The sequence below is a fragment of the Microbacterium marinilacus genome (assembly GCF_019753765.1).
Classification (GTDB): domain Bacteria; phylum Actinomycetota; class Actinomycetes; order Actinomycetales; family Microbacteriaceae; genus Microbacterium; species Microbacterium marinilacus.
In genome coordinates this window covers 519,014-534,109 of sequence record NZ_JAIJZW010000001.1, presented here as the reverse complement: position 1 = coordinate 534,109, position 15,096 = coordinate 519,014, and the positions used below count along the sequence as shown (strand labels likewise).

General features: G+C 72.1%; 14 protein-coding genes and 1 tRNA gene. 10 read left to right on the top strand and 5 right to left on the bottom strand.

What is annotated here, in order from left to right; genetic code table 11:
• Window positions 1-119 precede the first annotated feature (119 nt).
• From K5S26_RS02410 to K5S26_RS02395, 4 genes are read left to right on the top strand one after another with little or no spacing between them, the layout of a single operon-like run.
• Window positions 120-1,730 (top strand): HAD-IA family hydrolase, encoded by a 1,611-nt coding sequence (locus K5S26_RS02410; protein WP_221855617.1) that lies wholly within the window; start codon window positions 120-122, stop codon window positions 1,728-1,730.
• A 32-nt stretch (window positions 1,731-1,762) separates the two neighbouring features.
• Entirely contained in the window at window positions 1,763-2,656 is an 894-nt protein-coding gene (locus tag K5S26_RS02405; RefSeq protein ID WP_221855615.1) for a DUF8171 family membrane protein, read from the top strand.
• Between the two features lie 25 nt (window positions 2,657-2,681).
• The gene (locus K5S26_RS02400; protein WP_308122721.1) at window positions 2,682-4,424 is read left to right on the top strand and encodes an ABC transporter ATP-binding protein; all 1,743 of its coding nucleotides are present in this window, start codon (window positions 2,682-2,684) and stop codon (window positions 4,422-4,424) included.
• Window positions 4,421-5,254 carry an energy-coupling factor transporter transmembrane component T family protein gene (locus K5S26_RS02395; RefSeq protein WP_221855613.1) on the top strand — a complete coding sequence of 278 codons (834 nt, stop codon included), beginning with the start codon at window positions 4,421-4,423 and terminating at the stop codon, window positions 5,252-5,254. The genes K5S26_RS02400 and K5S26_RS02395 overlap by 4 nt, the downstream gene beginning before the upstream one ends.
• Before the next feature lie 3 nt (window positions 5,255-5,257).
• Here the strand turns inward: K5S26_RS02395 and K5S26_RS02390 are convergent, their stop codons facing one another.
• The 4 genes from K5S26_RS02390 to K5S26_RS02375 all read right to left on the bottom strand — a co-directional run bounded on the left by K5S26_RS02390 (window position 5,258) and on the right by K5S26_RS02375 (window position 8,371).
• On the bottom strand, window positions 5,258-5,680 hold the full coding sequence (locus K5S26_RS02390; RefSeq protein ID WP_221855611.1) for an SIP domain-containing protein: 423 nt from the start codon (window positions 5,678-5,680) through the stop codon (window positions 5,258-5,260).
• Between the two features lie 130 nt (window positions 5,681-5,810).
• On the bottom strand, window positions 5,811-6,848 hold the full coding sequence (locus K5S26_RS02385; RefSeq protein WP_221855610.1) for a ribose-phosphate diphosphokinase: 1,038 nt from the start codon (window positions 6,846-6,848) through the stop codon (window positions 5,811-5,813).
• Window positions 6,820-8,298: a bifunctional UDP-N-acetylglucosamine diphosphorylase/glucosamine-1-phosphate N-acetyltransferase GlmU gene (glmU, locus tag K5S26_RS02380; protein WP_221855608.1), complete on the bottom strand. Its 1,479-nt coding sequence runs from the start codon at window positions 8,296-8,298 to the stop codon at window positions 6,820-6,822. The genes K5S26_RS02385 and glmU overlap by 29 nt, the downstream gene beginning before the upstream one ends.
• A 1-nt stretch (window position 8,299) precedes the next feature.
• Window positions 8,300-8,371 (bottom strand) — tRNA-Gln (locus K5S26_RS02375).
• Window positions 8,372-8,436: 65 nt separating this feature from the next.
• Here K5S26_RS02375 and K5S26_RS02370 point away from each other — a divergent pair.
• The 6 genes from K5S26_RS02370 to K5S26_RS02345 all read left to right on the top strand — a co-directional run bounded on the left by K5S26_RS02370 (window position 8,437) and on the right by K5S26_RS02345 (window position 14,450).
• Window positions 8,437-8,946, top strand: a complete 510-nt coding sequence (locus tag K5S26_RS02370; RefSeq protein WP_221855606.1) for a MarR family winged helix-turn-helix transcriptional regulator — start codon at window positions 8,437-8,439, stop codon at window positions 8,944-8,946.
• 242 nt (window positions 8,947-9,188) lie between these two features.
• Window positions 9,189-9,938: a DUF5058 family protein gene (locus tag K5S26_RS02365; RefSeq protein WP_221855604.1), complete on the top strand. Its 750-nt coding sequence runs from the start codon at window positions 9,189-9,191 to the stop codon at window positions 9,936-9,938.
• A gap of 19 nt (window positions 9,939-9,957) precedes the next feature.
• Window positions 9,958-10,683: a hypothetical protein gene (locus tag K5S26_RS02360; protein WP_221855602.1), complete on the top strand. Its 726-nt coding sequence runs from the start codon at window positions 9,958-9,960 to the stop codon at window positions 10,681-10,683.
• 32 nt (window positions 10,684-10,715) lie between these two features.
• Window positions 10,716-11,957 (top strand): amidohydrolase, encoded by a 1,242-nt coding sequence (locus tag K5S26_RS02355; RefSeq protein ID WP_221856018.1) that lies wholly within the window; start codon window positions 10,716-10,718, stop codon window positions 11,955-11,957.
• Window positions 11,954-13,435 carry an amidase gene (locus K5S26_RS02350; protein WP_221855601.1) on the top strand — a complete coding sequence of 494 codons (1,482 nt, stop codon included), beginning with the start codon at window positions 11,954-11,956 and terminating at the stop codon, window positions 13,433-13,435. Before K5S26_RS02355 ends, K5S26_RS02350 begins: the two co-directional genes overlap by 4 nt.
• Before the next feature lie 34 nt (window positions 13,436-13,469).
• Window positions 13,470-14,450 (top strand): AsnC family transcriptional regulator, encoded by a 981-nt coding sequence (locus K5S26_RS02345; RefSeq protein WP_221855599.1) that lies wholly within the window; start codon window positions 13,470-13,472, stop codon window positions 14,448-14,450.
• 33 nt (window positions 14,451-14,483) lie between these two features.
• Here K5S26_RS02345 and K5S26_RS02340 read toward each other — a convergent pair whose 3' ends face one another.
• The gene (locus K5S26_RS02340; RefSeq protein ID WP_221855597.1) at window positions 14,484-15,047 is read right to left on the bottom strand and encodes a TetR/AcrR family transcriptional regulator; all 564 of its coding nucleotides are present in this window, start codon (window positions 15,045-15,047) and stop codon (window positions 14,484-14,486) included.
• Between the last annotated feature and the right edge of the window lie 49 nt (window positions 15,048-15,096).

Genomic DNA, 15,096 nt, shown 5'->3' with positions numbered 1-15,096 from the left:
CGCACGAACGTTCCAGCCCATTCCAGCTGGAGCGTTCCAGGTGCGTTCACCCCCGCGTGGGCGGCCGGACAGCCACGAGCCATAGCTTCGACGCGTCCCGCCCGTACGAGAGGCTCCCGTTGCTCCCCATCGCCCTGCGCACCGCGCCCCGCGCCCTCCTGCTCGACTTCGGAGGAGTGCTCTTCCAGACCGCCAAGCGGCCGGAGGGGCGCGACGAGCTCGCCGCGTCGCTCGCCGACCGGCTCGCGCGAGCGGGGTCCCCCGTCCCCGCCGCTGTCCTGCGCGGCTCCCTCGACGCGGGCCTGGCCGCGCTCAAGCACTGGAAGCACGCCTCGAGCCGACGCCTGGAGCCGCGCGAGATGGGGCACCGAGAGGTGGTCGGCGACTTCCTCGCCGCCGACCTGCCTCCCGCCGCACGGGCCGTGCTGGTCGCCGAGGCGCCCGAGGTCCTGGCGGAGCTCAACGTGACCCTGTCGGTCCACACCGTCCGCCCCGGGATCCGTGCGCTCCTCGCAGAGGCGCAGCGACGGGGCATCCCGCTCGGGATCGTGTCGAACGCCCACTCCGGGCGCAGTCACCGGCAGCTCCTCGAGGCGCACGGCCTCGCCGACGCCTTCGCGGCGCAGGTCTATTCGGACGAGGTCGGCATGCGCAAGCCCCACCCGGGGATGATCGACCTGGCCTGCGCGGCGCTCGGCGTCGCGCCCCAAGAGGCCTGGTATGTCGGCGACACGCAGGATCGTGACGTGGTCGCCGGGCGCCGTGCCGGCGTCGGGGCCGTCGTGCTCACGACGAGCCAGCACACCGACAGCCCGCCGTTCGCGGTCGTAGACGAGGCGGACGCCGTCTTCGCCACGCCCGCCGGTCTGCACGAGGCACTGGCAGCGTCGACGCCCGGCCCCCTCACCGAGCCGGCGCCGGCACCGGCGCCGCGCCGAGGCGCCCTGCTGATCGACCACGGCGGCGTGATCTCGACCTCGGAGCGCGACGAGGAGTCCCTCGCGGAGTTCGGCGCGCACCTGTCTCGGCTGCTCGACGGGGAGGACGCGGCGGTGACCCCCGCCGACGCGCTGGCGCTCGTCCACGCCGGTCGCGCACGCCACAAGGACCTCAAGCGACACGCGCGCTCGGAGCTCGACGCGGGCGGCGCCAACCGGGAGATCACCCCCGTCGAGCTGTGGCGCGACCTCGTCGGCGCCGGGCTGACCCCTCGCCAGCGCGCCGTCCTGGAGGCCGAGGCGCACGACCTCACCTACCGTCTCGGACGCGCCAAGAGCCGCCGCACGCTGCGTCCGGGCGTGCGGGAGCTGCTCGAGCACTGCCGCGACGCGGGCCTTCCCGTGGTCGTCGTGTCGAACACGATCAGCGGGCGCGCCGTCCGCGACGAGTGCGCCGAGCACGGCCTCGATCGCCTGATCGGCGCGTACGTCTGCTCGGACGAGAACGGGCACCGCAAGCCAGACCCCCGGATCGTCGCCGAGGCGCTGCGCATCGCCGACGCCGACCCGGCACGCGTCTGGTTCTACGGCGACAAGCCGGCGAACGACGCCGCCGCCGCCCGCGCCTTCGGCATCGCCCATCGCGTCATCGTGCGAGGCGGCAGCACGGACGACGCCTCCGTCGACGCCTCCGTCCAGGCCGGGCAGACGACGCACGCGGTCGACGGCGCCTCCGACCTCCTCCGGCTGATGCGCGCCGACTCCGGCGCGCGAGCGGCCGTCCCCGCCTGATCCCCCATCCCACGCACCACAAAGGAAACCGCATGACCACCACCCAGGCCGATGAGCGCCTCGGCGCCCTTCGCGGCACCGCCGGCCCCACCCTGTCGACGCCTCAGAACCTGATGATCTTCGTGCTCTCGATGGCCCTGTTCGGGCTGTCGAACATCGTCCTGGAGATCATCCCCGACGTGACCGTCGGACCGGTCGACCTCTCGGTGAGCTACTTCGTGTTCATCCCGATCACTCTCGCCGCACTGCTCAGCCCGTTCTGGGTCGCGCTCGGCGCGCCGCTCGGCGAGATCGTCTTCACCGACCTCCTGATGGGCGACTTCTCGGGTCTGTCCGAGGTCGAGGGCTTCATCCAGATGTTCCTCGCGATCTTCATCGCCGGCTCCGCCGTCCGCAATCCGCGCAGCAGAGCGCAGATCTTCGTCGGCGCCGTGCTGATCGTCGTGATCGACAAGTTCCTCTCCGCCACCGTCGACGTGGCGAAGGTGTGGGTCGGCGTCGAGGACGCCGAGTTCGTCGAGGGCCTGCCCCAGTCGATCCTTCTGCTGGAGGGCATCGGCTTCGGCATCGACGTGGTGATCTCCGGCATCCTCTTCGGCGCGATCCCCGCGATGTGGCTGGTCCCGGCGCTGCACGGACGGATCGAGCCGCTGCTCGGCATGCGGCCCCGGGAGGCGGGACAGCCCTTCGCCGGCGCGGCCCCGCGGGCGGCGTGGTTCGTCGTCGTCGCGGTGCTGGCGGGCGTCGTGTCGTTCGTTTTCTCGTTCTTGGAGGCATGGGACGTGTCGGTGGGAGCGTTCGAGCCGGACTTCCGCGACCGGTTCGGAGACACGTTCCTCTGGGTGGCGGTGGGGGCCCTCGTGATCGTGCTCACGATCGCGTCCGTCCTCTTCGCCGTCTGGCGGCGACGCCGCGCGAGCCGCTGACGTCCGCATCGACCCAGGAGACCCTGTGAACACCGCTGTGACCACCGATCCGAAGACCGCGCCCATGGTCGAGATCGAGCACCTGAGCTTCCGCTACCCAGGGGCGTCGAGCGACACGCTGCGCAACGTCGACCTGCGTATCGAGCACGGCGACTTCGTCGCGGTCGTCGGCGGCAACGGCTCGGGCAAGACCACCCTGTGCAAGACCTTCAACGGGCTCGTACCCCACTACTGGTCGGGCGAGTTCGCGGGCACGGTGCGCGTCGACGGCGTCGACACGTGGGAGTCGTCGGTCGCCGCGCTGTCGCACCGGGTCGGCTACGTGTACCAGGACTTCCAGAACCAGCTCGTCCGTCCGACGGTGCGCGACGAGGTCGCGTTCGGGCCGATCAACTTCGGACAGGAGGACCACCGTCTGCGCACGGCGGCAGCTCTGGACATGCTTGGCATCGAGCACCTCGCGGAGAGGTTCGTGTGGCAGCTCTCCGGCGGCCAGGCGCATCGGGCGGCGCTCGCCTCCGTCCTCGCGCTGCGTCCCGGCCTGCTGGTCGTCGACGAGCCTGTCGCCGAGCTCGACCCGGCATCGGCGCACGAGGTGTACGAGAGCCTCCGGCGACTGAACCGCGACCACGGCATCACCGTCGTCGTGATCGAGCACCACGCGGAGTTCATCGCGCAGTACGCGACGTCCGTCGTGCTGATGAGCACGGGCGCCCCGGTGTGGCACCTTCCGACGCACGAGGCGCTCGCGCGGGCCGGCGAGCTCGCCGAGCACGGCATACCCGCCCCGCAGATCGTCGAGGCGACCCGGCGGATCGGCGTGTCCGGCACACCCCGGTCGGTGGATGAGGCCGCCGCGCTGGTGTCCGCCGCCGCGACTCGACAGACCGTCGCGGCTCCTGCGGCTGCTCCGCTCACTGCCGCGACGACGGCCGCGAGCCGCGTGGTCGCCGAGGCCCGCGCGGTCAGCCACGGCTACCGCACCGTCGGCGGCGGGCTGCAGCCCGTCATCCGGCGGCTGGACCTTCGCCTGCACGAAGGCGAGCGCGTCGCGCTGATCGGCGGCAACGGCTCGGGCAAGACCACCCTCATGAAGCTGCTCGCCGGCATCCAGGTGCCGCGCGAGGGCGACGTCCTGCTCGACGGCGACAGCACGCGCTCCCACCGTGCCCACCGTCTCGCCGAGCGGGCCGCCTACCTCTATCAGCAGCCCGAGCGGATGTTCCTCAAGGCCTCCGTGCGGGAGGACGTCGAGCTCTTCCCGCGCGGCCGTGGCGTCGCCGACGTTGACGAGCTCGTCGATCGCATCCTCGCTCGGGTCAGGCTCTCCCCCTTCGCGGACCGCGACGGACGGACGCTGTCCGGCGGCCAGCAACGCCGCGCGACGCTCGCGATCGGCCTCGCGATGCGTCCCAGCCTGATCCTGCTCGACGAGCCCACCGCCAGTCTCGACGTCGCCAGCCGCGACGACGTCATCGCGATGCTCGCCGAGCTGTCCGAGTCGATCGCCTGCGCCGTCGTCGCGACGCACGACATGCACCTCGTGGCGGAGTGGGCGACGCGCGTCATCGCTCTCGAGGAGGGCGTCGTGGTGGCGGACACGACCCCGCGCACGCTCTTCGCCGACCGGAGCGTGCTGAGTCGGGCCCGGCTCGTCCCTCCTCAGGTCACCCAGCTCGGTGCGGCGCTCGGCATGGAGCCGCTGCCCCTCACGGTCGACGAGTTCGCCGCTCGCTTCGACGCGCCGGCCGCGGAGGCTGCGGCATGAGCCTGGTGCGCAAGCAGCACGACGTGCTGTCGGTCGAATGGATCAAGCTGGAGCTGATCCGCACCGCCTACGCGACCCGCGGCGGTCTCTTCGCGGCGATGGATCCGCGCGTGGTGATCGGCTGGTATGCGCTGATGGCGCTGTCGCCGTGGTTCACCCACAACCTCACGGTGGTCGGCGGCCTGTTCGTCGTCGCCAGCGCGGCGGTCGCGCTCGCGCGGGTCGGCCCGCTGGTGCTCGGGCTGTTCGTGATCGGCCTCGGGTTCGAGCTCGTCTACCTCGTGCTGGCGGCCACGCTGTTCGGGGGCGATCTCACGACATTCGTGGCGCTGACGGAGGTGACGCTGAAGCTCGGCGTGCTGTCGTTGGCGAGTCTCGCGGCGTTCGTGTCGCTGGATCCCGAGAAGCTGTCCGATGCCCTGCTCGCCATGCGCTTCCCGTCGGCCGTCGCGTTCGCGGTCAGCTACGGGTACCGGATGATGCCGATCCTGGTCGAGGAGTTCTCGACCGTGCTGGAGGGATACCGCCTGCGTCAGGCGCCGCCGGCCTCGGGAGGTCTCCTCGGCTGGCGCCACCTGGTGCACTGGGCGACCATCGCGGTGAAGGCGTTCTACCCGATCTTCCTCAACACGGCGAAGTCGGTGCGCACGACGGTCGAGGCGCTGGAGGCGCGCGGCTTCACGTTCGCGTCGATCGACAGGCGCGGGCGCGACATCCGCCTCGGCTCGCTCAGGATGGGGTGGATCGACCTGCTGGTCGTGCTCGCCACTCTCGCCCTCGTGGCGGCCTGCTACGCGGCCGGGGCCCAGTGGCCGCTGTTCCGGGGCTGAGCGTCAGCGCAGACCGGCGCCCGGGTGGTGCACGTGGATGTGGTCGACCCGTTCGGCCAGGTCGCGGTAGACCGTGTTCATCGCGGCGCTCGCTGCGCAGCCGATCCACAGCACGAGCGGCAGCTCGGTGCCGTCATGACGCTCGGGCAGCCATTCGGCCGCCCAGCCGGCGACCGCCCGCGCGATCAGCTCGCCCCGCGGGGCGACGGAGCGCGAGCCGCCGGCGGCGAGGTCGCGGCGCAGCCACGTGATCGTCATGAAGGGCGGCAGCTCCCATTTCTGGATCTGCATGTCGCACGCGACCTCGATGAAGATCTGACCGAACGCGTTGACGGGCAGACGGTCCACGATGCCCAGGATCGCCCCCAGGTCGGTGCTGTCGCCGACGAGCAGGAAGTGCGCGTCGGGGCTCAGGTCGTTCTCCATGGCAGCCTCCTTCGAGTCAGTTAGGTAAGCCTAACCTGACTTCGATGTGGCCGCACCCCCGAGTTCCGGTCGGAGAGACGACGACGCGCCGCCCCGGAGGGAGACGGCGCGTCGCGGACGGGAACCGGGGTCAGGCGGCCCCGTCGAACATGCTGGTGACGGATCCGTCATCGAAGACCTCGCGGATGGCGCGGCCGAGCAGCGGCGCCGACGACAGCACCGTCAGGGTCTCGAAGCGGCGCTCGGGTGCGAGCGGCACGGTGTCGGTGACGACGACCTCGTCGATCGCCTCGTCCTGAAGCCGCTCGACGGCGGGGTCGCTGAAGATCGCGTGCGTCGCCGCGACGATGACCTTGCGGGCCCCGTTCGCCTTCAGCGCCTGCGCCGCCTTCACGATCGTCCCGCCGGTGTCGATCATGTCGTCCACGAGCAGGCACGTGCGACCGGCGACCTCGCCGACGATGTCGTGGACGGTGACCTGGTTCGCGACCTTCGGGTCGCGGCGCTTGTGGATGATCGCCAGCGGGGCGCCGAACTCGTCGGCCCAGGTGTCGGCGACGCGCACGCGGCCCATGTCGGGCGAGACCACGGTGAGCGTCTCGCGGTCCTCGCCCTGCAGCGAGTCGGCGAAGTACCGCGCCAGGATCGGCTTGGCGAACAGGTGGTCGACGGGGCCGTCGAAGAAGCCCTGGATCTGCGCGGCGTGCAGGTCGACGCTCATGATGCGGTCGGCGCCGGCCGTCGCGATCAGATCGGTCACCAGGCGGGCGGAGATCGGCTCGCGCCCGCGGCCCTTCTTGTCCTGGCGGGAGTACGGGTAGTACGGCGCGACCACGGTGATGCGCTTCGCCGACGCGCGCTTGAGCGCGTCGAGCATGATCAGCATCTCCATCAGCCACTCGTTGACCGGGGATCCGAACGTCTGGATCAGGAAGACGTCCGCCCCGCGCATCGAGGTCTCGAAGCGGGTGTAGATCTCGCCGGATGCGAACGTGCGCCGCTCGGTGGGCGCGACCTCGATGCCGAGCTGCGCGGCGATCGCATGAGCGAGCTCGGGGTGCGAGCCGCCGGCGACCACGACGAGGCGCTTCTTGGTCTTCGCGACGATTCCCGGGGCGATGCCCCTCTGGCGCTCGTCGTCAGTGGTCGTCTTGCTCTTGCGCGCCATCGGCCGCCTTCTCTGCGCTGCGTGCGCCCGCTGCGGCCTCGGCCGCCGCGGTGCCCGCTCGGTTCTTCTCCACCCAGCCCTCGATGTTCCGCTGAGGGGCGACGCTCAGGGCCAGAGCGCCGGCAGGGACGTCCTTGCGGATGACGGCGCCGGCTCCGGTCTTCGCGCCGGCCTCAATCCTAACGGGAGCGACGAAGACGTTATGCGAGCCGGTGTGCACCTCGTCGCCGATCTCGGTGCGGTGCTTGGCGATGTCGTCGTAGTTCGCGGTGATCGCGCCGGCGCCCAGGTTCACGCCGCGCCCGATGGTCGTGTCGCCCACGTAGGACAGGTGCGGCACCTTGCTGCCCTCGCCGATCCGCGAGTTCTTCACCTCCACGTAGGTGCCGACCTTCGCGCCCGCCGCGAGCTCGGCGCCCGCCCGCAGATAGGCGTACGGGCCGACCGTCGCACCGGCGCCGATGACGGCGAGCGTCGCGTCGGCGCGACGGACGGTGGCGCCCTCCCCCACCTCGCAGTCGACGAGCGAGGTGTCGGGGCCGACGGTCGCGCCCTCGGCGACGGAGGTGGCGCCGAGGATGTGCGTGTTCGGCAGCAGCGTGACGTCCTGCGCCAGCGTCGCGGTGTCGTCGATCCACGTGGTCGCCGGGTCCTGGACCGTGACTCCCTCGCGCTGCCAGCGGCGCACGATCCGCGCGTTCAGGATCGCGGCGGCCTCGGACAGCTGCACGCGGTCGTTGATGCCGAGCGCGGATGCCGGGTCGTCGGCGATCCGCGCCGCGACCGTGCGCCCCTCCGCGCGCAGCACGTGCACGACGTCGGTGAGGTACATCTCGCCCTGCGCGTTGTCGGTGCCGACACCGCCGAGCGCGCCGCGCAGGGCGCCCGCCCGGAAGACGTACACCCCCGAGTTCACCTCTCGCACCGCGCGCTCGTCGTCGGACGCGTCCTTGTGCTCGACGATGCGTGCGACGAGGCCGTCCCCACCGCGGATCACGCGGCCGTACCCCGTGGGGTCGGCGAGGGTGACGCTCAGCAGGGTCGCGTCGGCGGCCGCGCGACGATGGTCGTCGAGCATCGCGCCGATCGTCTCCGCCTCGAGCAGCGGCACGTCGCCGCTGAGGATCAGAACGTCGCCGTCGAAGCCCGCCGGCAGGCTCTCGACGCCCGCCTGCGCCGCGCGCCCGGTGCCGGGCACCTCGTCCTGCTCGACGAACTCGACGCCGGGGGTGTCCGCGAACGCCTCGAGGATGCGCTCCTTGTCGTGACGCACCACCACGCGGATGCTGGTGGCGGGCAGCGTCTCGGCGATGTTCACCACGTGCCCGAGCAGGGACCGCCCCCCGATCGGGTGCAGCACCTTCGGCAGGGACGAGCGCATCCGGGTCCCCTGGCCCGCGGCCAGGATCACGATGGCCAGGTCGTTCGACGATCCCTCGTTGTGCGTCATGCTCCGCCACCAGGATTCGAACCTGGTCCTCACAGCTCCAAAGGCTGTCGTGCTGCCGTTACACCATGGCGGACCGCGACGGCCGGGCCCGGCGGTCGCGCTTCCAGTCTCTCACCCGCCCGTCCCTAGACTCGGACCATGGCATCCGAGACGGACGAGGTCGATCGCATCGTCGACGCGTGGGCGCGCCAGCGTCCCGACCTCGACTTCTCGCCCATGGAGGTGCTCTCGCGGGTCGACCGCCTGTCGCGCCATCTCGATCGCGCGCGACGCGACGCGTTCCGCCGCACCGACATCGAGCCGTGGGAGTGGGACGTGCTCTCGGCGCTGCGGCGCGCGGGCGAGCCGTTCCAGCTCAGCCCCAAGCAGCTGCTGCAGCAGACCCTGGTGTCGAGCGGCACCATGACGAACCGCATCGATCGACTCGTCGGGCGGCGTTTCGTGCGCCGGGAGGCCGACCCGGGCGACGGTCGCAGCGTGCTCGTGACCCTCACCGACGACGGCCAGGTGCGCGTGGATGCCGCGATCACCCGCCTGATGGACGCCGAGGCCGAGCTGCTGCGCCGTCTCACGGCGAGCGAGCGGGACCGCCTCGCGACCCTGCTGCGACGACTGAGCCTCGGCTTCGACGCCGCGCCCGGCGCCTGAGCCGGCGACACCCCATCACGCCGGCACCCGCCACACCGGCACCCCGCCACACCGCCGCCCCGCCGCACCGGCACCTCGCCGCCGCGCCCACAGGCCGGGCGGAAGCGCGAAACATCCGGGCGCTCGGAAATTAATGCACGCGTAACGCCGACAGGTGCACCATATGGACATAGGCAAGGCATCGGCGCAACTTCTGGTTGATTCGGTGCCGCCGCGTCCGATCCGTCCACCCGGGAGCCGCCATGATCCGTCCCCTCTTCGATCCAGGATCCACCGACATCGCCGCACTCGCCCAGTCCCCCGTGCTCTGGGCGTGCGCCGCAGGCGTCTTCGCGGTGATCGTCGTGCAGTCGGTCATCTACCTGCGGGCGATCCGTGCCGCCGCCTCGGCCGCCGACCTCACCCAGGCGGAGATCACGCGTTCGGTGCGCACGGGCGCCGTCGCCGCCATCGGCCCCTCGCTCGCCGTCGTGCTCGTGGCCGTCTCGCTGCTGCCGCTGTTCGGCACGCCCGCCGTCCTCACCCGCATCGGGCTCGTGGGCTCGGCGGCCTACGAGGTGGCCGCCGCCGGCATCGCCGCGGGCACCCAGGGGGCCGAGCTCGGCGGCCCCAGCTACACGCAGAAGGTCTTCGCGATCTGCTTCGCGGCCATGACCATCGGCGGTCTCGTGTGGATGATCACCACCCTCGTGCTGACGCCGGTGCTCGCGAGGGGCGACGTGTCGCTGCGCCGCGTGAACCCGGCGGTGATGACCATCGTCCCCGGCGCCGCGCTGCTCGGCGCATTCCTCACCCTCACCCTCCAGGAGACCCTCAAGTCGTCCGTGCACGTCGTCACCCTCGTCGTGTCGGCCGCCGTCATGGCGGTGTGCCTGTTCCTGGCCCGCCGGCTCGACACCCCCTGGCTGCGCGAGTGGGGGCTGGGGATCTCGGTCGTCGCCTCGCTCGCGGCCGCCTTCGCCCTCGCCGCCGGCACCGGCGCGCTGGCCTGATCCGGAAAGGACGACGACGATGACCGCTTCCTCCACCTCCGCCGCCGAAGGACTCCGCCGCTTCGATCGCACCACGTCGCTCTGGGGCCCGATCACGATGGGCGCCGGGCTGCTCGTGTCGCTGACCGCCGCCCTCTACGTCGTCTTCTGGTCCGGCCTCGGCATCACCGGCGGCGAGCTGTGGACCGCCGCCGGTGCGGTCCTGGCGACCTTCGCGATCATCGCGGTGATCGAGCCGATCTCGTACTTCCCGATCCTGGGCCGCTCGGCGATGTACCAGGCGTTCATGATCGGGAATATCAGCAACAAGCTGCTGCCGGCGGCCATCGTGGCCCAGGCGAACCTGGACGAGAAGCCCGGCTCCCGCCGGGCCGAGCTCATCGCCGGGTCGGCGATCATCGGGGCGGTGCTCGTGCACCTCGTCACGCTCGTGGTGCTGGTGGGAGCGCTCGGCACGTGGCTGGTGTCGGTGATGCCGGTCGAGCTGATCGCCGTGGCACGCACCTACATCCTGCCCGCCGTGTTCGGTGCCGTGCTGCTGCAGGTCATCGTCTCGATGAAGGCGCCGCGGACGACCGCGATCGCGCTCGGCGTCGGCGCCGCCGTGACCTTCGTCCTGGTGCCGCTCCTGCCGGGTCTGACCTACTTCGCCACCGCGATCGCCGTGGTGGCGACCATCGTGCTGGCCTGGCTGCTGCGCGACCGGAACGGCGCTGCGCCCACACCGACGGAGACGACCGAGTGAAGACGCCCGACCAGCAGAAGGAGGACGCGGCCATGACCCGCATCACCACGCTCGACGCAGCGGGCATCGGCCTGGACGAGACCGTGCTCGCCGACGCCGTCGCGCTGTACACGCACCTGCACGCACGCCCCGAGCTGTCGGGGCAGGAGCACGAGACGGCCGCGCTCATCGAGGAGCGGCTCGACGAGCTCGGCGTCGAACGCCTCCGATGCGGGGGCACCGGCGTCGTCGGAGTGCTGCGCAACGGCGACGGGCCTACGGTCGCCTTCCGCGCCGATACGGACGGGCTCCCCATCCTCGAGGACACGGGACTGCCGTACTCGAGCTCGGCGACCGGCACGCTTCCCGACGGCACGAACGCCCCGGTCATGCACGGATGCGGGCATGACACGCATGTCGCCGCGCTCCTCACCGCCGCACGGCTCCTCACCGCCCATCGATCGTCATGGGCGGGCACGGTCGTGCTCCTCTTCCAGCCGGGTGAGGAGACCGCCTGGGGCGCGCGGGCGATGGTGGACGACGGGCTGTGGGAGAAGGCGCCGCGGCCCGAGGTCGTGCTCGCGCAGCACGTCATGCCGCGCCCGGCGGGGACCGTCGCGCTGCGGTCCGGCCCCATGGCCACGCTGGCGGACTCCTGGCGCATCACCGTGCGGGGACGCCAGGCCCACGGCTCGCAGCCGGAGAACGCCATCGACCCCATCGTGCTGGCCTCGTGGATGGTCGTACGCCTGCAGACGATCGTGGCCAGGGAGCTCTCGCCGCGGACTCCCGCGGTCGTGACCGTCGGCACCTTCCACGCCGGCCTGAAGGAGAACATCATCCCCGACACGGCCGTGTTCAGCGTCAACGTGCGCACGCCCGACGAGCAGACGCGCGAGACCGTGCTGTCGGCGATCCGCCGCATCGTCTCGGCGGAGGCCGCCGCCTCCCGCGCGCCGGAGCCGACGATCGAGGAGATCAACTCCTTCCCCCGGCTGGTGAACGACGCCTCGCTCACCCCCCGCGTGACGGAAGCCTTCGTGCGGGCCTTCGGCCAGGACGCCGTCGAGCACGCCGAGCTCGGCATGGGCTCGGAGGACGCCGGCTGGCTGGGCGACGCAATCGGCGTGCCGACGGTCTTCTGGGGCTTCGGCGCCTTCGATCGCGACCTCTTCGCCGGCGAAGGGCAGCCGATGGGGAATCACTCGCCGCAGTTCGCCCCCGATGCGCGCCACGCCATGACCACCGGAATCTCCGCGGCGCTCGTGGCGATCCTCTCGTTCCTGGGCACATGACCCGCGCGGCAGTCGATGGGTCGGACGACATCTGTCGCGCACCGGCCCGCACGCAGCTCGCGCTGCTGGAGACCGGCGTCCTCAGCGCGGCCGAGCTGCTCGCCGAGCACCTGGCGCGCATCGACGCCGTGAACGGCCAGGTGAACGCCGTCGTCTCCATCGATCGCGAGCTCGCGGTCGAAGCCGCTCGCGCCTCCGACCGGCGGCGCGCCGACGGTTCCCCGCGGAAGGCTCTCGAGGGACTCCCCACCGCGTTCAAGGACCTGGAGGAGGCGGCGGGCCTGCGGACGACGTGGGGATCGCCGCGGTTCGCGCATCACGTCTCCGCACACGACAGCGATGTGGTGGCACGCATTCGCGCGGCCGGCGCGGTACCGATGGGCAAGACCAACACCCCGGAGTTCGGCACCGGCTCGCACACGCAGAACGACGTCTTCGGCGTGACCCGCAACCCGTACGACACCTCGCGCTCCGCCGGGGGCTCGTCGGGCGGGGCCGCTGCGGCGCTCGCGGCGGGCATGCTGCCGATCGCGGACGGGTCGGATCTCGGCGGCTCGCTGCGCAATCCCGCGTCCTTCTGCAACGTCGTGGGATTCCGCCCCACGCCCGGTCTCGTACCCAACTCGCCCGGGCGCGACCTCTGGAACTCGATGCCCGTCAAGGGCCCGATGGCGCGGACCGTGCGCGACGCGGCCCTGCTGCTGGCGGTGCTGGCGGGCCCATCGGCCACGAGCCCCCTCTCCTCCGCGGTCGACGGCTCCCGGTTCGCCGCGGTCGCAGAGACATCGCCCGATCAGGGGATGCTGCGTGGCCTCCGCGTGGCCTGGAGCCCGACCGTGGGCGGCCTCGACATCGACCCGCGCGTGCGCTCCGTGCTCGAGCAGCGCGCCGTCGCCGAGCTCCGGGCGGCCGGAGCGATCGTCGTGGAACGGGACCTCGTGGAGGAGCTCGAGGGCGTCGACGAGGCGTTCCGCATCCTCCGCGCACACGGCTATGCCGCGTCCTTCCGAGACGTGCTCGCCTCCTCGCGGGAGGTCCTCTCGCCCGAGCTGATCGCCAACACCGAGTGGGGGCTCGACCTCACCGCCGCGGACCTCGCCCGCGCGGAGGATCTGCGGATGAGAGCGTTTCAGCGGTTCGCCGCGCTCTTCGCCGAGATCGACGTGGTCGCCGCCCCGGCGGCCGCGGTGCCGCCGTTCCCGATCGAGGAGCGCTGGGTGCGCGAGATCGACGGCGTCGCCCAGTCCGACTACCTGCAGTGGATGCGAGCGGCGTGGCGGTTCACGCCGCTCGGCGGCGCCTCGATGAGCCTGCCGTGCGGATTCACAGACGACGGCCTGCCCGTCGGGCTGCAACTGGTGACGGCGCCCCGGAACGACGAGCTCCTGCTGCGCGTCGCGGCGGCGTTCGAGGAACGCGTGCCGGCCTGGCGCGAGCCTCCACGGGTTCTCCACGCCGCCGCGCAGGGCACCCGCTGAGCGTGGCCCGCGGCCGTCTGGGAGCATGGACGGCATGACCCCCCTCGGCCGGCTGGACCGGCTCATCGCTGCTGCGCTGCTGCGCGACGGACGGGCTTCGTGGCGCCGCATCGCCGCCGTGCTGGACGAGCCGGAGCGCCGGGTGGCGCGTCACGGCGCCCGGCTCCTCGAGACCGGCGCCGTCCGCGTGAAGGCGCAGGAGAACCCTCGCAACCGGGCCGGCGGCCAGTCGACGTTCCTGCGGGTGCGATGCGTTCCACGCGCCCTGCCGTCGATCGCCGCTCGGATGGCCGCGGACGACCGCACCCTGTGGGTCAGCGTGCTCGCCGGCCCGTCCGAGGCGGTCGGCGAGTACCTCCACGGGCACGGCGACCTGGCGGGCGTCGTCGCCGGGGTCGCGGAGATCGACGGGGTCGAGCAGGTCGACGCCCGTCCGGAGCTGCGGTTCCACCGCACGGTGTCGGGGTGGGCGCCGGGCATCCTCGACGATGCTCAGCTGGAGGCGCTGCGCCAGAGCGAGGACGTGTCCTTGGCGGCACAAGGCGACTACCGGCAGCCCGACGCGACCAACCGCGCGCTCATCTCCCTGCTGTCGGACAACGGCAGGGCCACGGTCGACGAGCTGGCGGGCGCGCTCGGCACGTCGAAGTCCACCGTGAGCCGCCGCCTGGACGCCGCCGTCTCGGGCGGGCAGGTCTTCATCCGCGCGATGGTCGATCCCGCGCTGCTCGGCTTCCCCGTCGAGACGGTGGTCTCCGCGAGCGCTCGCCCACGCGACCTGGACCACGTGGGCGCGGTGCTCGCGTCCCTTCCCGAGACCCGCTGGGCGGTCGACGACGGGTCGTGCATCACGGCGCAGCTCGCCCACCGCGACCGGGACCACCTGCGCACGGCGCTGAGCCGCGTCGGGCAGGACGCCGCACTCACCGGCCTCACGGTGTCACCGGTCATCGAGATCGCCAAGCGCAGCGGAGTCCGGTACATCGACGGCGAGCCGGAGCCTCTTCAGCCGTGATGGGTCCGGGCGGCGTCAGCCGTCCGGCGCGGGTCAGCGCACCGGCCACCACCGGGGCATCAGTGCCTGCACGAAGGCCGCGCGACCGGCCGCATCCTGATCGTCGCTCTCGGCCCATCGGACGAGGACGCCGACCAGCGCGCCGCTGACGAACGCGACGACGTCCTCGCGGTCGTCGGGCACGTCCGCGCCCAGCCGGCCGGCGAACACCTCGAGCGCAAGGCGTACCCGCGCGCGCATGGACTCGTCCAGCGCCACCCTCAGCGCGCCGTTCCACCGCGAGCCGAGCAGCGCCCGGTAGAGGCGACGCTCGCCGGCGATGTGCGCCAGCAGGTCGACCATCGCCTGCCGGTAGGCGCCCCGTGCGTCGGGCCCGCCTCCGTCCACGGTCGCGAGCGCGTCCACCTCGTCGGTGATCATGCCGACCGCGAACTCCTCGATGCTGCCGGCATGGCCGTAGAAGGTCGTGCGGTGCACCCCCGCCTCGCGGCAGAGCGACGCGACGCTGATATCGCTCAGCTCACCGCGGTCCAGCTGGCGCAGCAGCGCCTCGCTCAGGGCGGCGCGCGTTCGCTTCTGTCGCGGGTCTTCGCTCACGGTGGACCTTCCTCGGACTATTCGACAGGTGTAGATTAAAGCCAACGAC

Coding starts and splice junctions, on each gene's coding strand:
- K5S26_RS02405 (WP_221855615.1), top strand. CDS start 1,763: ATGACCACCACCCAGGCCGATGAGCGCCTCGGCGCCCTTCGCGGCACC.
- K5S26_RS02395 (WP_221855613.1), top strand. CDS start 4,421: ATGAGCCTGGTGCGCAAGCAGCACGACGTGCTGTCGGTCGAATGGATC.
- K5S26_RS02390 (WP_221855611.1), bottom strand. CDS start 5,680: ATGGAGAACGACCTGAGCCCCGACGCGCACTTCCTGCTCGTCGGCGAC.
- K5S26_RS02385 (WP_221855610.1), bottom strand. CDS start 6,848: ATGGCGCGCAAGAGCAAGACGACCACTGACGACGAGCGCCAGAGGGGC.
- glmU (WP_221855608.1), bottom strand. CDS start 8,298: ATGACGCACAACGAGGGATCGTCGAACGACCTGGCCATCGTGATCCTG.
- K5S26_RS02370 (WP_221855606.1), top strand. CDS start 8,437: ATGGCATCCGAGACGGACGAGGTCGATCGCATCGTCGACGCGTGGGCG.
- K5S26_RS02365 (WP_221855604.1), top strand. CDS start 9,189: ATGATCCGTCCCCTCTTCGATCCAGGATCCACCGACATCGCCGCACTC.
- K5S26_RS02360 (WP_221855602.1), top strand. CDS start 9,958: ATGACCGCTTCCTCCACCTCCGCCGCCGAAGGACTCCGCCGCTTCGAT.
- K5S26_RS02355 (WP_221856018.1), top strand. CDS start 10,716: ATGACCCGCATCACCACGCTCGACGCAGCGGGCATCGGCCTGGACGAG.
- K5S26_RS02350 (WP_221855601.1), top strand. CDS start 11,954: ATGACCCGCGCGGCAGTCGATGGGTCGGACGACATCTGTCGCGCACCG.
- K5S26_RS02345 (WP_221855599.1), top strand. CDS start 13,470: ATGACCCCCCTCGGCCGGCTGGACCGGCTCATCGCTGCTGCGCTGCTG.